Origin of the sequence: Blastococcus saxobsidens DD2, assembly GCF_000284015.1 — a bacterium.
GTDB classification, from domain to species: domain Bacteria; phylum Actinomycetota; class Actinomycetes; order Mycobacteriales; family Geodermatophilaceae; genus Blastococcus; species Blastococcus saxobsidens_A.
Genome location: NC_016943.1, coordinates 2,180,426 through 2,197,256, shown reverse-complemented (window position 1 = coordinate 2,197,256; position 16,831 = coordinate 2,180,426). Strand labels below are relative to the sequence as shown.

Here is a 16,831-nt window from a genome sequence, read left to right as displayed (position 1 = left end):
ACCCCGTGGGGTGCCGGGCCACTGTGACCGACGGTCAGCCGTCCCGCGTCACCATGGTGACGCGGGACGGCCGGGCGACCTCAGTCGCGCGCCGGGCCGATGCCCTCCGCGTTGAGGCCTTCGATGATCCGCGCCGACTCCTCGAAGCCGATCACCACCAGAGCGTCGGGGTTGAACTCGACCATCTGCTGGATCTCGGAGTCGAAGTTCGCCGCCTGCGGGTCGTAGGTCAGCGTCTGGATGCTGTCCTCCGACAGACCCGCTGCCTGCAGGTTCTCCACGGTGTTCTCCATCAGACCGGTGCCGTACGGGTCGTTCAGCGCCATGATCCCGACGGTGTTGTTGCCGTCGTTGATGATCAGGTCCGACAGCGCCCGGGCCTGCAGGGTGTCCGGCGGAGCCGTCCGGAAGTACAGCCCGTTGTCGTCGTAGGTCGTGAACTGGTCCGACGTGTTGGCCGGCGAGAACTGGACCACACCGGCGCGGGTGATGGCGTCGATGACGGTGAGGCTCACCCCGGAGGACGCGGCACCGACGATCACGTCGACGTTCTGCTGCAGCAGGCGGTCGACGGTCTGCGAGGCGGTGTCGGTGGAGGCGTCGCCGGAGTCACCCTCGACCAGCTGGACCGGCTGACCGAGCACGCCACCGGAGTCGTTGATCTCCTGGACGGCCAGCCGGGCACCGGCGACCTCCGGCGGGCCGAGGAACGCCAGGTTGCCGGTGAGCGGCAGCAGCGTGCCGATCACGAGCGGGTCGTCGGACGTGGTGCCCGGAGGCGCCGGAGCCGGCCCCTCGTCGCTGGCCGCAGCGTCCTCGTCACCGGCGAGCTCGAACTCGGTCGCGTCGGAGTCGATCTGGTTGTCCTCGCCGAACTGGAGGATGCCGAAGCTGGCAACCGCCGGCTCACCGGGCTCGGTGAAGGCCAGCGGCCCCGAGACGCCGTTGTAGTCGGGGTTCCCGCCGGCGTCGATGATCGACTTGCAGGAGGCGAAGTCCTCGCAGGCCTCGCCACCGAAGGTCACCCCGTTGATGTACGGGGCGAACTCCGTGGGCTCCGTGCTGCCGGCCAGCAGGGCGGCCAGCGCGCTCACGATGATCGCGTCGTAGGTCTCACCGGCGTAGTTGAAGTCCTGCAGATTCGGGTCGATCGCCATGAGCCGGTCGGTGAAGTCCGAGGACAGCGACGTGAGGGGCGTGGTGCCCGACATGCCGGCGAGGGCGCCCTCGGTGGTGAAGGACTCGCCCAGGGCGTTGCCCATGTTCCCGTCGGTGCCGTAGACGTTGACCAGCTTCTCGCCGCCGCCGCCGTCGCCGCCCTCGGCGGCAGGGGTGCCGCCCTCGTCGCCGCCGCCGCACGCGGTGAGGGCGAGCAGGGCGGCACCGGTCACGGCGATGCCGCGGGCATTCTTGCCAGTGCGCATCAAGCAACTCCCAGTGTCATCAGTGCGTCCGTGGCCGGTGCGCATGCGCGACAACCGCCGATCGGACGCCGATCGGTGCGCAGAACCTAGCCGCCCACCACGGGGTTGCACCCGGGCGCGGAGGGACCGTGATGAGGTCGTGACCTCGATCGCGAACAGGTACAGCTACCGCCACACTGCGTGACAGCGCACTCACGGGTCGCTGCGACAGTCCCCCAAGGGCCCTCCAGCCGGGTCAGTCGGAGCCGCCGTCCGACGTCGCACTCCCGGACAGGACCGCCTCGGCGAGCGATTTCATGCTCGTCCGCCGGTCCATCGCCGTGCGCTGCAGCCACCGGAAGGCGTCGGCCTCGGTCATACCGCGGTCCGTCATGAGCCGACCCTTCGCCTGCTCCACGACCTTGCGGGTCTCGAGCCGCTCCTCGAGGGTGCGTACCTCGCCGTCCAGGGCGGCCATCTCCGCGAACCGTCCCCGGGCCACCTCGATGGCCGGCACCAGGTCGTTCTTGGAGAACGGCTTCACCAGGTACGCCATCGCCCCGGCGTCGCGGGCGCGCTCCACGAGCTCGCGCTGGCTGAAGGCGGTCAGCACGATGACCGGCGCGATCCGCGCGGAGGCGATCCGCTCGGCCGCGGACAGCCCGTCGAGCACCGGCATCTGGATGTCGAGGATGACCAGGTCGGGACGCAACTCCTCGGCGCGGTCGATCGCCTGCTGCCCGTCGCCGACCTCCGCGACGACCGTGTACCCCTCCTCCTCCAGCATCTCCTTGAGATCGAGCCGGATCAGGGCTTCGTCCTCGGCGATCAGAACGCGGACCGGGTCACTGCTCACGTCGGAAGACCCTATCGACGTCGGGGACCGCGCACCGCCCCGCTAGGCTTCTCGCGCAGCCGGGCCTCCCCGGCGCGCCCCCGTACCCCAATCGGCAGAGGGAGCGGATTCAAAACCCGCGCAGTGTGCGTTCGAGTCGCACCGGGGGCACTGTGCTCATCGTCGTCCTACCGGACGACGACCGTTGCGGGCTCGGCTGCTTCCGGGTGGCGACGGCTGACCTCCGCACCGTGCCCGCCGGCCTGTCGCCCCGTCTCGCCGCAGTCGTGGACGCATTGCCCGTGCAGCCGCACTCCCGTGTCCTGGAGATCGGCTGCGGCCCCGGGGCAGCCGCGCGGGCCGTGGCCGACCGACTCGTCACCGGTCATGTCCTGGCCATCGACCGGTCTGTCACGGCCGTCGCCCAGGCGGCGGCCGCATCAGCCGAACACCTCGCCACGCGGCGGCTGCGCGTCCGGCATGTCGCTGCCGAGGATTTCGTCCTGGAGCCGCGGGACGAACCGTTCGACATCGTCTTCGCCGTCCGCGTCGGCGCCCTCGACGGCCGGCACCCCGACGCCGGTGCCCGGGTCGTGCGACGCATCGCCGCGGCGACGAGGCCCGGCGCCCGCCTCTTCATCGACGGCGGCAGGGAACTGCCGATCCCCCGGCCCTGACCGGACGCCCCTCCCGGGAGGCACCCGCGACGGGCGGAGCCGACCCAATACGGTGGCACCGTGACCGAGCCTGCCCCGCACATGACCCCCGAGCAGTTCCGGCGCCACGGGCACGAGATCGTCGACTGGATCGCCGACTACTGGACGCGGATCGGCTCCCTCCCGGTGCGCTCGCCGGTCTCCCCCGGCGACGTCCGGGACTCCCTTCCGGCGTCCGCCCCCGAGCAGGGCGAGCCGTTCGACGCGATCCTGGCCGACCTCGACCGCGTCGTCGTGCCCGGCGTCACGCACTGGCAGCACCCCGGCTTCTTCGGCTACTTCCCGGCCAACACCTCCGGCCCGTCGGTGCTCGGCGACCTGGTCTCGGCAGGGCTGGGCGTGCAGGGCATGTCGTGGGTGACCAGCCCCGCGGCCACCGAGCTGGAGCAGCACGTCATGGACTGGCTGGCCGACCTCCTCGGCCTGCCGGAGTCCTTCCGCTCCTCGGGCACCGGCGGCGGCGTCGTCCAGGACTCCAGCTCCGGCGCCAACCTGGTCGCCCTCCTGGCGGCCCTGCACCGGGCCAGCGGCGGCGCGACCGTCCGCCAGGGCGTCGAGCCCGAGCGCGCCACGGTCTACGTCTCGAGCGAGACCCACTCCTCGATGGAGAAGGCCGTGCGCATCGCCGGTCTCGGCACCGATGCGGTCCGCATCGTGGAGGTCGGCGGCGACCTCGCGATGAACCCCGGCGCGCTGGCCGCGCGCCTGGAGCGGGACGTCGCCCGCGGCTACCGGCCGGTCCTCGTCTGCGCCACGGTGGGCACCACCTCGACCACCGCCGTCGACCCGCTCGCGGCCATCGGGCCGATCTGCCGGCAGTACGGCGTCTGGCTGCACGTCGACGCCGCCTACGCGGGCGTCAGTGCCGTCGTGCCGGAACTGCGGAAGCTGCAGGCCGGCGTCGAGTGGGCCGACAGCTACACCACCGACGCGCACAAGTGGCTGCTCACGGGGTTCGACGCCACGCTCTTCTGGGTCGCCGACCGCGCGGCTCTCACCGGCGCGCTCTCGATCCTCCCCGACTACCTGCGCAACGCGGCCACGGACGCCGGCGCGGTCGTCGACTTCCGCGACTGGCAGATCCCGCTGGGCCGCCGCTTCCGTGCGCTGAAGCTCTGGTTCGTGGTCCGCTGGTACGGCGCCGAGGGGCTGCGGGCGCACATCCGCTCGCACGTCGCCATGGCGCAGGAGCTGGCCGGGTGGGCCGAGGCCGACGAGCGGTTCGACGTCGTCGCGCCGCACCCGTTGTCGCTGGTCTGCCTGAAGCCCCGCTGGCCCGAGGGGGTCGACGCCGACGTCGCGACGATGACGCTGCTGGACCGGCTCAACGACGGCGGCGAGGTCTTCCTGACCCACACCACCGTCGGGCGGGAGCCGGTGCTGCGGGTGGCCGTCGGCTCGCCGGCCACGACGCGGGCGCACGTCGAGCGGGTCTGGACCCTGCTCGTGGAGGGCCACGACTGGCTCGCCGCCGACTTCGCCGCCCAGGCCGCCGAGCAGGCCGCCGCACGCGCGGCGGACCGGGAACGCGCGGAGACCGAGCGCGACCGGGCCCGGGCGGAGCAGGAGCGGTCGGACCAGGCGGGCGCCGAGGAGACCGAGCAGCTTGGCGCCGATCAGCGCGAGGCCGGAGGGGCGGCGACCGAGCAGCTCGAGGCCGGGGCTCCCCAGGCCGCCGAGGTCCACTCGGACGGGCAGGCCGTCGCCGACGCTGCCGAGTCCACGGGTGGGCGCAGCTGACCGCCCGCCGGGCGCTCAGCGGTCCAGGGACCGGATGAGCCCCTCCTGGGCCACCGTGGCCACATGCGTGCCGTCGGCGGACCAGACCTGCCCGAAGCACAGGGCCCGCCCGGACGACGCCGCAGGGCTGTCGGTCTCGTAGAGCAGCCAGTCGTCGGCGCGGACGCGGCGGTGGAACCACACCGCGTGGTCGAGGCTGGCGCCGACGAAGTCCGGCCAGCCCCCACCGAGCCGGGCGAACCCCGCCGACAGCAGGGTCAGGTCGCTCACGAAGGTCAGCGCCGCGGCCTGCACGACCGGATCGTCGGTCAGCTCCCCGGCGACGCGGAACCAGGTCCAGGTCTGCGTGTCCGGCGGCGCCTTGGGCGGCGCCGCGAACGGGTCTCGCGTGAAGCGTTGCTCGACGACGCGGCCCATCGCCGCCATCCAGGCCGCCTGCCCACCGTGCCGGGCGACGATCTCGTCGGTGCCCGGCAGGTCCTCGGGGCCGGGCACGGCCGGCATCGGGAGTGCATGCTCTGCGACGGCGGGCTCCCCCGCGTGGAAGTCCGCGGTGAGCGCGAAGATGGCGACGTCCTCGCCGTTGCGCCGCTGGCAGGCGATGACCCTCCGGGTGGTGAACGAGCGCCCGTCCCGGATCCGGTCCACCGAGTAGCGGATCTCCTCGGTCGGATCACCGGGCCGGAGGAAGTACGAGTGCAGCGAGTGCACGCCGCGTTCGACCGGGACGGTGCGCCCCGCGGCCACGAGCGCCTGGCCGGCGACCTGCCCCCCGAAGATGCGCTGCCGCTCGGTGGTCGGGGTCCGCCCGACGAACACGTCCGTTTCCCGCTCGGTCAGGTCGAGCACCGACAGGAGCGCCGCCGCCTGGGTGGCCTCCGCGCCCTCGTTCACGAGTCGGTACCCACCTCGTGCACGCGGATGAGGTTGGTCGAGCCGACGGTGTTCGGCGGGCTGCCCGCCACGACGACGACCCGGTCGTCCACCTTCAGCCGGCCGATCGACAGCAGCGAGAAGTCCACCTGGGCCACCATGTCGTCGGTGTGCTCCACCGCGGGAACGAGGAACGTCTCCACGCCCCACGAGAGCGCCAGTTGGCTGCGCACGCGGGCGTCGACGGTGAAGGCCAGCAGCGGCTGGCGGGGATGCAGGGCTGCCAGCCGCCGGGCGGTCTCGCCGGTCTGCGTGAAGGTCGCCAGTGCCTTGACGTCCAGCGACTCCCCGATGTCCCGGGCCGCCCGCACGATCGCCCCCGAGCGGGACCGCGACCGGCGCACCAGCTCCGGCACCCACAGGTGGTCGCTCTCGACCGCGTGGATGATCCGGTCCATCGTCCGCACCGCCCCGATGGGGTACGCCCCGACGGAGGTCTCGCCCGACAGCATCACCGCGTCCGCGCCGTCGAGGACCGCGTTGGCCACGTCGGATGCCTCCGCGCGGGTCGGCCGGGAGTTGGTGATCATCGACTCGAGCATCTGGGTGGCCACGATGACCGGCTTGTTGCGCTCCCGGGCGGCCTGGATCGCCCGCTTCTGCACCAGCGGCACCTGCTCCAGGGCCAGCTCCACACCGAGGTCGCCGCGGGCGACCATGATGCCGTCGAAGGCCTCGACGATCGCGTCGAGGTTCCGGACGGCCTCGGGCTTCTCCAGCTTGGCGATGACGGGGACGTAGATGTCCTCCTGCCGCATGACATCCCGCACCAGCGCGACGTCGGTGGGCGAGCGCACGAAGGACAGCGCGATGAAGTCGACGCCGAGGTGGAGGGCGAAGCGCAGGTCCCGCTCATCCTTGTCGGACAGCGGCGGCACGCTGACCGCGACGCCGGGCAGCGACAGCCCCTTGTTGTTCGAGACGGTGCCGCCCTCGACCACCAGGCAGAAGACGTCGGGGCCCTCCACGCGCACCACGCTCAGCGACAGGTTGCCGTCGTCGACCAGCAGCCGGTCACCGACGCGGACATCGTTGGCGAGGTCCTTGTAGGTGGTGGAGACCCGCTCCGCGGTCCCGGCCACCTCCTCGACGGTGATGCAGATCTGGCTGCCCGTGACCCAGGTGACCGGTCCGTCGGCGAAGGTGCCGAGACGGATCTTGGGGCCCTGGAGGTCGGCGAGGATGGCCACCGCGTGACCCACCCGGTCGGACGCCTCCCGCACCAGCGCATAGGCGGAGGCGTGGTCCTCGTGCGACCCGTGGCTGAAGTTGAGCCGGGCGACGTCCATCCCCGACTCGACGAGGGCGTTCACCTGCTCCGCGGAGCTGGTGGCGGGACCCAGGGTGCAGACGATCTTGGCGCGGCGGGACATGAAGTGAACGGTAGTGGGGTGGGTCCGAGCACACCGGGACCGGGCTCCGCGTCGCGGTGTGGACCGGTCGCGGGGCCCGGAGGGTCCCCGACCGGGACACGGGGCTTGGGCTCCGTGCCGGTCGGGGACGGCACCTGGCCGCGGTGCGGTCCGGAGGACCGCCATGTCACCGCGGTGTCGTCCGGTAGGACGACAGTGTTATCGCAGCGCGACCGCCGTCGGGGTGACCGGCCGCGGCAGCATCGACTCGCCGGTCAGCCAGGTGTCGGCGGCGGCGGCCGCGGCACGGCCCTCCGCGATGGCCCAGACGATGAGCGACTGGCCGCGGCCCATGTCACCGGCCACGAAGACCCCGGGCACGGTGGACATGAACTCGTCGTCACGGGAGACGTTGCCGCGGCCGTCGACCTCCACACCGAGGGCGTCGACCAGGCCGTCACGCTGGGCGCCGGTGAATCCCATGGCGAGGAAGACCAGGTCGGCCGGCAGCTCGCGCTCGCTGCCCTCGATCTTCTGGAACCGGCCGTCCACGCGCTCGACCTCGTGCAGCAGCAGGGCCCGCACGCGACCTTCCGTGCCGTCGGCGCTGTCGCCCAGGAATCGCTCGGTGTTCACCGAGTACAGCCGCTCGCCGCCCTCCTCGTGCGCGCTGGAGACGCGCATGATCATCGGGTAGGTCGGCCAGGGGTTGGCGCCCTGGTCCCGGCGGTCCGGCGGGGTCGGCATGATCTCCAACTGCGCGACCGAGGCCGCACCCTGCCGGTGCGCGGTGCCCAGGCAGTCGGCCCCGGTGTCGCCGCCACCGATGATCACCACGTGCTTGCCGTGGGCGTTGATCGGCGGGTCGTCCAGCTCGCCCAGCGCCTGCAGGTTGCCGTAGGGCAGGTACTCCATCGCCAGGTGGATCCCGGCCAGCTCCCGGCCGGGCGCCGGCAGGTCGCGCCCGATGGTCGCGCCGCCGGCGAGCACCACGGCGTCGAACTCGCCGCGCAACTGCTCGGGAGAGAGGTCGTTCTCCCCCGCGCCACCGACGTCCACATCGGTGACGAACCGGGTGCCCTCGGCGCGCATCTGGTCCAGCCGCCGGTCCAGGACGGACTTCTCCATCTTGAACTCGGGAATGCCGTACCGCAGCAGGCCGCCGGCCCGGTCGGCCCGCTCGTAGACGGTCACGTCGTGCCCGGCCCGGGTGAGCTGCTGGGCGGCGGCGAGGCCGGCCGGCCCGGAGCCGACGACGGCGACCTTCTTGCCGGTGCGCTCGGCGGGAGTCTGCGGGGCCACCCAGCCCTCGTCCCACGCCCGGTCGATGATCTCCCACTCGATCTGCTTGATCGTGACCGGGGACTCCTGCAGGTTCAGCACGCACGAGCCCTCGCACGGAGCCGGGCACAGCTTCCCGGTGAACTCCGGGAAGTTGTTGGTCGCGTGCAGCCGCTCGATCGCGTCGTGCCAGTCGTCGCGGCGGGCGAGGTCGTTCCACTCCGGGATCAGGTTCGCCACCGGGCAGGCGTGGTGGCAGAACGGGATGCCGCAGTCCATGCAGCGGGCGGCCTGGGTGCGCACCTCCGCCGTCGGGAAGAGCGGGTCCTCGCCGTTCTGCCGCAGGCTGTAGACGTCCTTCCAGTCCATGATCCGGAGCTCGACGGGCCGGCGCGGCGGCAGCGCGCGCTCGTACTTCAGGAAACCGGTCTGGTCAGCCACGTGCCGCCTCCATCACTGCTCGATCCACATCAACACCCGCCGCCTCGGCTGCCCGCCGGGCCTCGAGAGCCCGCCGGTAGTCGCGCGGCATGATCACGCTGAACTGCCCGGACCAGCGGCCCCAGTCGGCCAGCAGCGCCGCGGCGACCGGCGACTCGGTGTCGGCCGCGTACCGGACCAGCACGTCGCGCAGCCACTGCGCGGACTCGCCGTCCAGCGGCTCGACGTCGACCATCTCGCTGTTCACCCGGTGACGGGCGAGGTCCAGCACGTACCCGATGCCACCGGACATGCCGGCGGCGACGTTGCGACCGGTCGGCCCGAGGATCACCGCACGGCCACCGGTCATGTACTCCAGGGCGTGGTCGCCCACGCCCTCGACGACCGCGAGCGCCCCGGAGTTGCGGACGCAGAACCGCTCGCCGACCCGCCCGCGCAGGAAGATCTCCCCGCTGGTGGCGCCGTACCCGATGACGTTGCCGGCGATGACGTTGTCCTCCGCGGCGAACGACGCCTCGCGGGAGGGCCGGACGATGATCCGCCCACCCGACAGGCCCTTGCCGACGTAGTCGTTCGCGTCACCGAACAGCCGCATGGTGATGCCCCGCGGCACGAACGCGCCGAACGACTGCCCGGCCGACCCACCGAAGGTCAGGTCGATCGTGCCCTCGGGCAGGCCCTCGCCGCCGAAGCGACGGGTGACCATCGAACCCAGCATCGTGCCGACGGTGCGGTTGACGTTGCGGACCGGCAGCTCGAGGCTCACCGGCCGGGCGTCGAGCAGCGCCCCCTCGCACAGCTGGATGAGGGTCTGGTCCAGCGCGACGTCGAGGCCGTGGTCCTGGCCCCGCACCGCGCGGCGCGGCGTGCCCTCGGGCAGCTCGGGGACCACCAGCATCGGCGCGAGGTCCAGGCCCGCCGCCTTCCAGTGGTCGACCGCCTGGCGGGTGTCCAGCAGCTCGGCGTGGCCGACGGCCTCGTCGATCGACCGGAAGCCCAGCTCGGCCAGGTGGTGCCGCACCTGCTCCGCGAGGAACTCGAAGAAGGTGACGACGAACTCCGGGCGCCCGGTGAACCGCTTGCGCAGCTCCGGGTTCTGCGTGGCCACGCCGACCGGGCAGGTGTCCAGGTGGCAGACCCGCATCATCACGCAGCCGGAGACCACCAGCGGCGCGGTGGCGAAGCCGAACTCCTCGGCGCCCAGCAGCGCGGCCACGATGACGTCGCGACCCGTCTTCATCTGGCCGTCGACCTGCACCACGATGCGGTCGCGCAGGCCGTTGGCGAGCAGCGTCTGCTGGGTCTCGGCCAGGCCCAGCTCCCACGGGGAGCCGGCGTGCTTGAGCGAGGTCAGCGGGGCGGCGCCGGTGCCGCCGTCGAACCCGGAGATCAGGACGACGTCGGCGTGCGCCTTGCTGACGCCGGCCGCGACCGTCCCGACGCCGACCTCGGCGACCAGCTTGACGTGCACCCGTGCCGCGTCGTTGGCGTTCTTCAAATCGTGGATCAGCTGCTTGAGGTCTTCGATCGAGTAGATGTCGTGGTGCGGCGGCGGGCTGATCAGACCGACACCCGGCGTGGAGTGCCGCGTGCGGGCCACCCACGGGTAGACCTTGCCGCCCGGCAGCTGACCGCCCTCGCCGGGCTTGGCGCCCTGCGCCATCTTGATCTGGATGTCGTCGGCGTTGACCAGGTACTCGCTCGTGACGCCGAACCGGCCCGACGCCACCTGCTTGATGGCCGAGCGGCGCAGGTCGCCGTTCGGGTCGGGGGTGAAGCGGTCGGGGTCCTCGCCGCCCTCACCGGTGTTGGACCGCCCGCCGAGGCGGTTCATGGCGATGGCGAGGGTCTCGTGGGCCTCCTGCGAGATGGAGCCGTAGCTCATCGCGCCGGTGTTGAACCGCTTGACGATCTCGCTGACCGGCTCCACCTCGTCGAGCGGCACGGGGGGCCGGACACCGGTCTTCAGCGTGAACAGCCCGCGGAGGGTGGCGGCGTCCTCGGACATCTTGTCGACGGCCTGCGTGTACTTCTCGAAGACGTCGTACTGCCGCGACCGCGTGGCGTGCTGCAGGAGGAACACCGTCTCGGGGTTGAACAGGTGCACCTCGCCCTCGCGGCGCCACTGGTACTCGCCGCCGGTCTCCAGGGTGCGGTGCGCCCGCTCGGTCGGGTTCTCCGGGTAGGCCCGGCGGTGGCGCATCGCCACCTCCTCGGCGAGCACGTCGATGCCGACGCCGCCCAGCGGGGCCGAGGTGCCGGTGAAGTACTCGTCGACGAGGTCCTGCGAGAGACCGACGGCCTCGAAGATCTGCGCCATCGTGTACGAGCCGACGGTGCTGATGCCCATCTTGCTCATCACCTTGAGGACGCCCTTGCCGAGCGCCTTCACCATGTTCCGGACAGCCTGCGCCGGCTCCACGCCGGTCAGGGCGCCGTCGCGGATGAGGTCCTCGATCGACTCGAAGGCCAGGTAGGGGTTCACCGCGGCCGCGCCGTAGCCCAGCAGCAGTGCCACGTGGTGCACCTCGCGGCAGTCGCCGGACTCGACGACCAGACCGACCTCCATGCGGGTCTTCTCCCGCACCAGGTGGTGGTGGACCGCGGCGGTCATGAGCAGCGACGGGATCGGCGCGCGCTGCTCGTCGCAGTCCCGGTCGGAGAGCACGATGATGCGGGCGCCGGCGGAGATTGCCTTGCTGACCTTGCTGCGCAGCTGCTCGATCGCCTCGGCCAGTGCTGTGCCGCCACCGTTGACGTCGAAGTGGCCGGTGATCCGGACGGCGGCGTAGCCCGGCAGGTCGCCGTCGTCGTCGATGTGCAGGATCTTGGCCAGCTCGTCGTTGTCGATGACCGGGAACGGCAGGTGCACCTGCCGGCACGACGCCGGGGTGGCCGCCAGCAGGTTCTGCTCCGGGCCGAAGGTGCGGCCCAGGCTGGTCACCAGCTCCTCGCGGATGGCGTCCAGCGGCGGGTTGGTGACCTGGGCGAAGAGCTGCCCGAAGTAGTCGTAGAGCAGCCGGGAGCGGTCCGAGAGCGGCGCGATCGGGGTGTCGGTGCCCATGGAGCCGATCGGCTCGGCACCGCTGGCCGCCATCGGCGTCACCAGCAGGCGCAGGTCCTCCTCGGTGTAGCCGAACAGCGTCTGACGCCGGACGACCGACTCGTGGCTCGGCCGGGACCGGCGGCGCTCGGGAAGCGCGGGCAGGTGCACCAGCCCCGCGTGCAGCCAGTCGTCGTACGGCTGCCCGGCGGCCAGGGCGCCCTTGACGTCCTCGTCGGAGACGATCCGCCCGGAGGCGGTGTCGACCAGGAACATCCGGCCCGGCTGCAGCCGGCCCTTGGCGACGACGTCGGCGGCGGGGATGTCGAGCACGCCGACCTCGCTGGCCATGACGACCAGGTCGTCCTTGGTGTGCCACCACCGGCCCGGGCGCAGGCCGTTGCGGTCGAGGACGGCGCCGATCAGCGTGCCGTCGGTGAAGCAGACCGCGGCGGGCCCGTCCCACGGCTCCATGATCGAGGAGTGGAACCGGTAGAACGCCCGGCGGGCCGGGTCCATCTCGTCGTGGTTCTCCCACGCCTCGGGGATCATCATCAACACCGCGTGCGGCAGCGACCGGCCCGACAGGTGCAGCAGCTCCAGCACCTCGTCGAAGGTCGCCGAGTCGCTGAAGTCGCTCGCGGTGACCGGGAAGATCCGCTCCAGCCCGAGCTCCGACGCCGGGCCGGCCGGGCCGTCGAAGAGCTCGGTGGCGAGCTTCGCCTCGCGGGCCCGCATCCGGTTGCGGTTGCCCTTGATGGTGTTGATCTCGCCGTTGTGCGCGATGAACCGGAACGGGTGGGCCAGCGGCCAGCTCGGGAAGGTGTTGGTCGAGAAACGGCTGTGCACCAGTGCGATCGCCGACTCGTAGCGCTCGTCGCGCAGGTCGGGGAAGAACAGCGGCAGCTGGTCGGTGGTCAGCATGCCCTTGTAGGTGATCGTCCGGGACGACAGCGAGGTGATGTAGAGGGAGCTGCCGGCGTCCACGGCGGCGCGTTCGGCCCGCTTGCGCAGCACGAAGGAGCGCCGCTCGAGCCGGGTGACGCCGTTGCACACCTTGTTGCCGCCGAAGGCGGTCTCGTCCGCCCGGGCGCCCATGGTCTCGGCCACGAACAGCTGGGCGAAGTGCGGCATGACCGCGCGCGCGGTGGGGCCGAGATCGGCGCCGTCGGGGTCGACCGGCACGTCGCGCCAGCCCAGGACGGTGAGCCCCTCCTCCTCGGCCAGGCGGGCGATGTCCTCGACGCGGGCGGCCCGCTCCCGCTCGTCGACGGGCATGAAGGCGATGCCCACCGAGTACTCGCCCATGGGCGGCAGGTCGAACCCGACGCCGGCGCGCAGCAGGGCGTCGGGGATCTGGGTGAGGATGCCGGCGCCGTCACCGGAGTTGGGCTCGGAACCCGCGGCACCCCGGTGGTCCAGGTTGTGCAGCGCGGTGAGGCCGGCCTGCACGATGCGCCGGCTCCGTCTTCCACGCGCGTCGGCCACGAAGGCGACACCGCAGGCGTCCTTGTCGTTCGCCGGGTCGTACAGGCCGGTGGGGGCGGGCAGGGCGGAGAAGGGCACAGCGGCGGGCACCGCGGAGAAGGGCACTGCCGCGGGGGCGGAGGCGGGAAGGTCGGTCATGTCACTCCCGTCGTCGGCGCACCGTCGTCCCTCTGGGGGAGGTCGGACGGGGGGCGGGGCCCGGGCCGGAGGTCAAGGGCGGCGGAGATGGCGGCACGTGCGGAGCGCGGGTGCCGGCGGGAACAGGTGCCCCGGCCGGTGGTGGCGCGAGCCCACCGGTTGTTGCCGGCGGGCCGTCGTCCGCGGGGCAGCGCTGGCCCGGTTCCGACACGACGACCCGGCCAGGATCGCCGGCGGGTCAGCCCGAAGGGTACACAGCGGTACCGCGGCAGCGACATGAGCGAACTCACGCCATGCCCGGCTGTCCGGGGCGCCGCGATCCGCGGCCGGACCAGCGGTGGAGCAGTGGGTCAGGTGGGGGCGGGCGGCTCGTGATCGTTCTCACGGGCGGGCGCCTGCCGGGCGTCTGCCCGGCGACCGGTCACCTCCTGGGAGCGCTCCGCCGCCGCGTCCGAGCGGTCGATCTCCTCACGCGGCCGGCCGCGCTGCCAGACGAAGTAGCCGATCGCCAGCAGCCCCACGATGACGGCGGTGAAGACGTTGACCCGGACGCCGAAGAACGTCTCGGCCGGATCCGTCCGCATCAACTCGATCCACAGCCGGCCGAGGCAGTAGGAGGCGACGTAGAGGGCGAAGGCACGGCCGTGGCCGAGCCGGAACCGCCGGTCGGCCCAGATCACGAACGCCGCGGCCGCGAGGTTCCACAGCAGCTCGTAGAGGAAGGTCGGGTGGAAGGTGCCCAGCACCACCGGTTCGCCGTCGGCCCCGGTGACCGCCCGGCCCCCGCTCCACTCGTAGATCGTCAGCGCCCACGGCAGGTCGGTGGGGCCGCCGTAGAGCTCGTTGTTGAACCAGTTGCCCAACCGCCCGATCGCCTGGGCGACCAGCAGGCCGGGGGCCACCGCGTCGGCGAAGGCGGGCAACGGGATGCCGCGGCGCCGGCAGGCGATCCACGCCCCCACGCCGCCGAGGGCGACCGCGCCCCAGATGCCGAGCCCGCCCTCCCAGATGGCGAAGGCCCGCAGCGGGTCACCGCCCTCACCGAAGTAGGGGCGCGGGCTGGAGATCACGTGGTAGATCCGGCCGCCGACGATGCCGAACGGCACCGCCCAGACGGCGATGTCCAGCACGTCCTCAGCCCGCCCGCCCCGGGCGACCCAGCGCTTCTGGGTGAGCCAGACCGCGGCGACGATGCCGGCGATGATCGCCAGCGCGTACGCGCGGATCGGGAACGGGCCGAGCTCCCAGACGCCCTGCGTGGGGCTCGGGATGGCGGCCAGGACCATCACGCCCGCACCCCCGCGCGCCGGACGCCCGCGGCGAGGTCCTCGGTCAGGGCGCGCACCCCGGCGGCGCCGCGGCCCTCGAGCAGCTCCCGGACGTAGGCCGAGCCGACGATGACCCCGTCGGCGAACGCGGCCACCTCGGCCGCCTGGTCGCCGTCCGAGACCCCCAGCCCGACGCAGACGTGCCGGTCCGGCGCCGCCTGGCGGGTGCGGGCCACCAGCGTCTCGGCCGCGTCGCCGACGGTCGCCCGGGTGCCGGTGACGCCCATGGTGGAGGCGGCGTAGACGAAGCCGCGGCACGCGGCCGCCGTCGTGGCCAGCCGCGCGTCGGTGGACGACGGCGCCACGAGGAAGACCCGGTCGAGACCGGCGCGGTCGCTGGCGGCGATCCACTCCCCCGCCTCGTCGGGGATCAGGTCGGGGGTGATCGCACCCGCGCCGCCTGCGGCGGCGAGGTCGGTGGCGAAGCGGTCGACGCCGTAGCGCTCGATCGGGTTCCAGTAGCTCATCACCACGGCGACGGCGCCGGCGTCGGCCACCGCCCGGACGGCGCGGAGCACGTCCCGCATGCCCACCCCCGCGCGGACGGCGACGTCGACCGCCTGCTGGATGACGGGGCCGTCCATGCCGGGGTCGCTGTACGGGACGCCGACCTCGATCACGTCGGCGCCGGCCTCGACGGCGGCCACCATGGCGGCGATCGACCCGTCGACGTCGGGATAGCCGACCGGCAGGTAGGCGACCAGCGCCGCACGCCCCTCGGCCTTTGCGGCCCCGATGCGGTCCTCGAGCGCGCTCATGCCTGCTTCCCCGCCTCGTCGCCGCGCACGGCCTCGTCGTTGCTGACCGCACCCTCGGTGGGCTGCTGGTCGGTGTCGAGCCCCGGGCCGGGGTCGACCTCCTCGCGGTCGCCCAGCCCGAACCAGCGGGATGCCGTCTCGACGTCCTTGTCGCCGCGGCCGGAGAGGTTGACCAGCAGCAGCGCGCCCGTCCCCATCTCCTGGCCGAGCTGCATCGCGCCGGCGAGCGCGTGCGCGGACTCGATCGCCGGGATGATGCCCTCGGTGCGGCAGAGCAGCGCGAACGCCTCCATCGCCTCGGCGTCGGTGACCGGGCGGTACTCGGCCCGGCCGATGTCGTGCAGGTAGGAGTGCTCGGGGCCGACGCCGGGATAGTCGAGTCCGGCGCTGATGGAGTGCGACTCGATCGTCTGGCCGTTCTCGTCCTGCAGCAGGTACGAGCGGGCCCCGTGCAGCACACCCGGCGTCCCGCCGGTGATGGTGGCCGCGTGCCGATCGGTGTCCACGCCGTCGCCACCGGCCTCCAGGCCGAGCAACCGCACGTCCTCGTCCGGCACGAAGGCGGTGAAGATGCCGATCGCGTTGCTCCCACCGCCGACGCAGGCCAGGACGGCGTCGGGCAGCCGGCCCTCCCGCTCCAGGACCTGGGCGCGGGCCTCGTCGCCGATGACCCGCTGGAAGTCGCGGACCATCGCCGGGAACGGGTGCGGCCCGGCGACGGTGCCGAACACGTAGTTGGTGGTCTCCACGTTGGTGACCCAGTCGCGGAACGCCTCGTTGATCGCATCCTTGAGCGTGCGGGACCCGGTGGTCACGGGGATGACCTCGGCGCCCAGGAGTCGCATGCGGGCCACGTTGAGCGCCTGCCGGCGGGTGTCCTCCTCGCCCATGTACACGGTGCAGGACAACCCCATGAGCGCGGCAGCGGTCGCCGTGGCGACGCCGTGCTGGCCGGCCCCGGTCTCGGCGATGACGCGGGACTTGCCGATGCGCTTGGTGAGCAGCGCCTGGCCCAGCACGTTGTTGATCTTGTGCGAGCCGGTGTGGTTGAGGTCCTCTCGCTTGAGCAGCACCCGGGCGCCGCCGCAGTGCTCGGCGAACTTCGGCACCTCGGTGACGGGGCTGGGCCGGCCGGTGTAGTCCCGCTGCAGCCGGGCGAACTCGGCGAGGAAGGCGGGGTCCACGCGCATGGCCTCGTAGGCCTCGGTGAGCTCGTCGAGCGCCGCGATCAGCGCCTCGGGCACGAAGCGGCCACCGAAGACCCCGAAGTGCCCCGTGGCGTCCGGCCAGCCCGGGCGCGCCGGGAGGGAGAGTTCTCCGGGCTGCGGCGGGCTGGTGGTCGTCATGAACACAGTGTCCCGCGCCCGGCGCCCCG

The 16,831-nt window shown here is 72.7% G+C and carries 11 protein-coding genes and 1 tRNA gene; 3 read left to right on the top strand and 9 right to left on the bottom strand.

Annotated features, from left to right (window positions below; genetic code table 11):
* Positions 1-80 precede the first annotated feature (80 nt).
* Together BLASA_RS10330 and BLASA_RS10325 are read right to left on the bottom strand one after the other, a co-directional pair.
* Positions 81-1,391 carry an ABC transporter substrate-binding protein gene (locus BLASA_RS10330; RefSeq protein WP_419761018.1) on the bottom strand — a complete coding sequence of 437 codons (1,311 nt, stop codon included), beginning with the start codon at positions 1,389-1,391 and terminating at the stop codon, positions 81-83.
* Between the two features lie 268 nt (positions 1,392-1,659).
* On the bottom strand, positions 1,660-2,259 hold the full coding sequence (locus BLASA_RS10325) for an ANTAR domain-containing response regulator (RefSeq protein ID WP_014376077.1): 600 nt from the start codon (positions 2,257-2,259) through the stop codon (positions 1,660-1,662).
* 76 nt (positions 2,260-2,335) lie between these two features.
* Between BLASA_RS10325 and BLASA_RS10320 the strand changes: the two genes are divergently transcribed.
* The 3 genes from BLASA_RS10320 (at position 2,336) to BLASA_RS10310 (ending at position 4,694) form a co-directional block, all read left to right on the top strand.
* Positions 2,336-2,409 (top strand) — tRNA-Leu (locus BLASA_RS10320).
* Between the two features lie 2 nt (positions 2,410-2,411).
* Positions 2,412-2,915: an SAM-dependent methyltransferase gene (locus BLASA_RS10315; RefSeq protein WP_014376076.1), complete on the top strand. Its 504-nt coding sequence runs from the start codon at positions 2,412-2,414 to the stop codon at positions 2,913-2,915.
* A 60-nt stretch (positions 2,916-2,975) separates the two neighbouring features.
* Positions 2,976-4,694: a pyridoxal-dependent decarboxylase gene (locus BLASA_RS10310; RefSeq protein ID WP_014376075.1), complete on the top strand. Its 1,719-nt coding sequence runs from the start codon at positions 2,976-2,978 to the stop codon at positions 4,692-4,694.
* Between the two features lie 15 nt (positions 4,695-4,709).
* On the opposite strand, the gene BLASA_RS10305 is transcribed toward BLASA_RS10310, so the two are convergent.
* The 7 genes from BLASA_RS10305 to trpB all read right to left on the bottom strand — a co-directional run bounded on the left by BLASA_RS10305 (position 4,710) and on the right by trpB (position 16,802).
* Complete coding sequence (locus tag BLASA_RS10305) at positions 4,710-5,588, bottom strand: acyl-CoA thioesterase (RefSeq protein WP_014376074.1); 879 nt, start codon at positions 5,586-5,588, stop codon at positions 4,710-4,712.
* Positions 5,585-7,000 carry a pyruvate kinase gene (gene pyk, locus BLASA_RS10300; RefSeq protein WP_014376073.1) on the bottom strand — a complete coding sequence of 472 codons (1,416 nt, stop codon included), beginning with the start codon at positions 6,998-7,000 and terminating at the stop codon, positions 5,585-5,587. The genes BLASA_RS10305 and pyk overlap by 4 nt, the downstream gene beginning before the upstream one ends.
* A 198-nt stretch (positions 7,001-7,198) precedes the next feature.
* Positions 7,199-8,701 carry a glutamate synthase subunit beta gene (locus BLASA_RS10295; protein WP_014376072.1) on the bottom strand — a complete coding sequence of 501 codons (1,503 nt, stop codon included), beginning with the start codon at positions 8,699-8,701 and terminating at the stop codon, positions 7,199-7,201.
* On the bottom strand, positions 8,694-13,370 hold the full coding sequence (gene gltB, locus BLASA_RS10290; protein ID WP_014376071.1) for a glutamate synthase large subunit: 4,677 nt from the start codon (positions 13,368-13,370) through the stop codon (positions 8,694-8,696). Before gltB ends, BLASA_RS10295 begins: the two co-directional genes overlap by 8 nt.
* A gap of 350 nt (positions 13,371-13,720) precedes the next feature.
* Positions 13,721-14,656, bottom strand: coding sequence for a prolipoprotein diacylglyceryl transferase (gene lgt / locus BLASA_RS10285; RefSeq protein WP_014376070.1), 936 nt, complete (start codon positions 14,654-14,656; stop codon positions 13,721-13,723).
* Positions 14,656-15,456 carry a tryptophan synthase subunit alpha gene (gene trpA, locus BLASA_RS10280; protein ID WP_014376069.1) on the bottom strand — a complete coding sequence of 267 codons (801 nt, stop codon included), beginning with the start codon at positions 15,454-15,456 and terminating at the stop codon, positions 14,656-14,658. The genes lgt and trpA overlap by 1 nt, the downstream gene beginning before the upstream one ends.
* Positions 15,453-16,802 (bottom strand): tryptophan synthase subunit beta, encoded by a 1,350-nt coding sequence (gene trpB / locus BLASA_RS10275; RefSeq protein ID WP_014376068.1) that lies wholly within the window; start codon positions 16,800-16,802, stop codon positions 15,453-15,455. The genes trpA and trpB overlap by 4 nt, the downstream gene beginning before the upstream one ends.
* Positions 16,803-16,831: the final 29 nt, after the last annotated feature.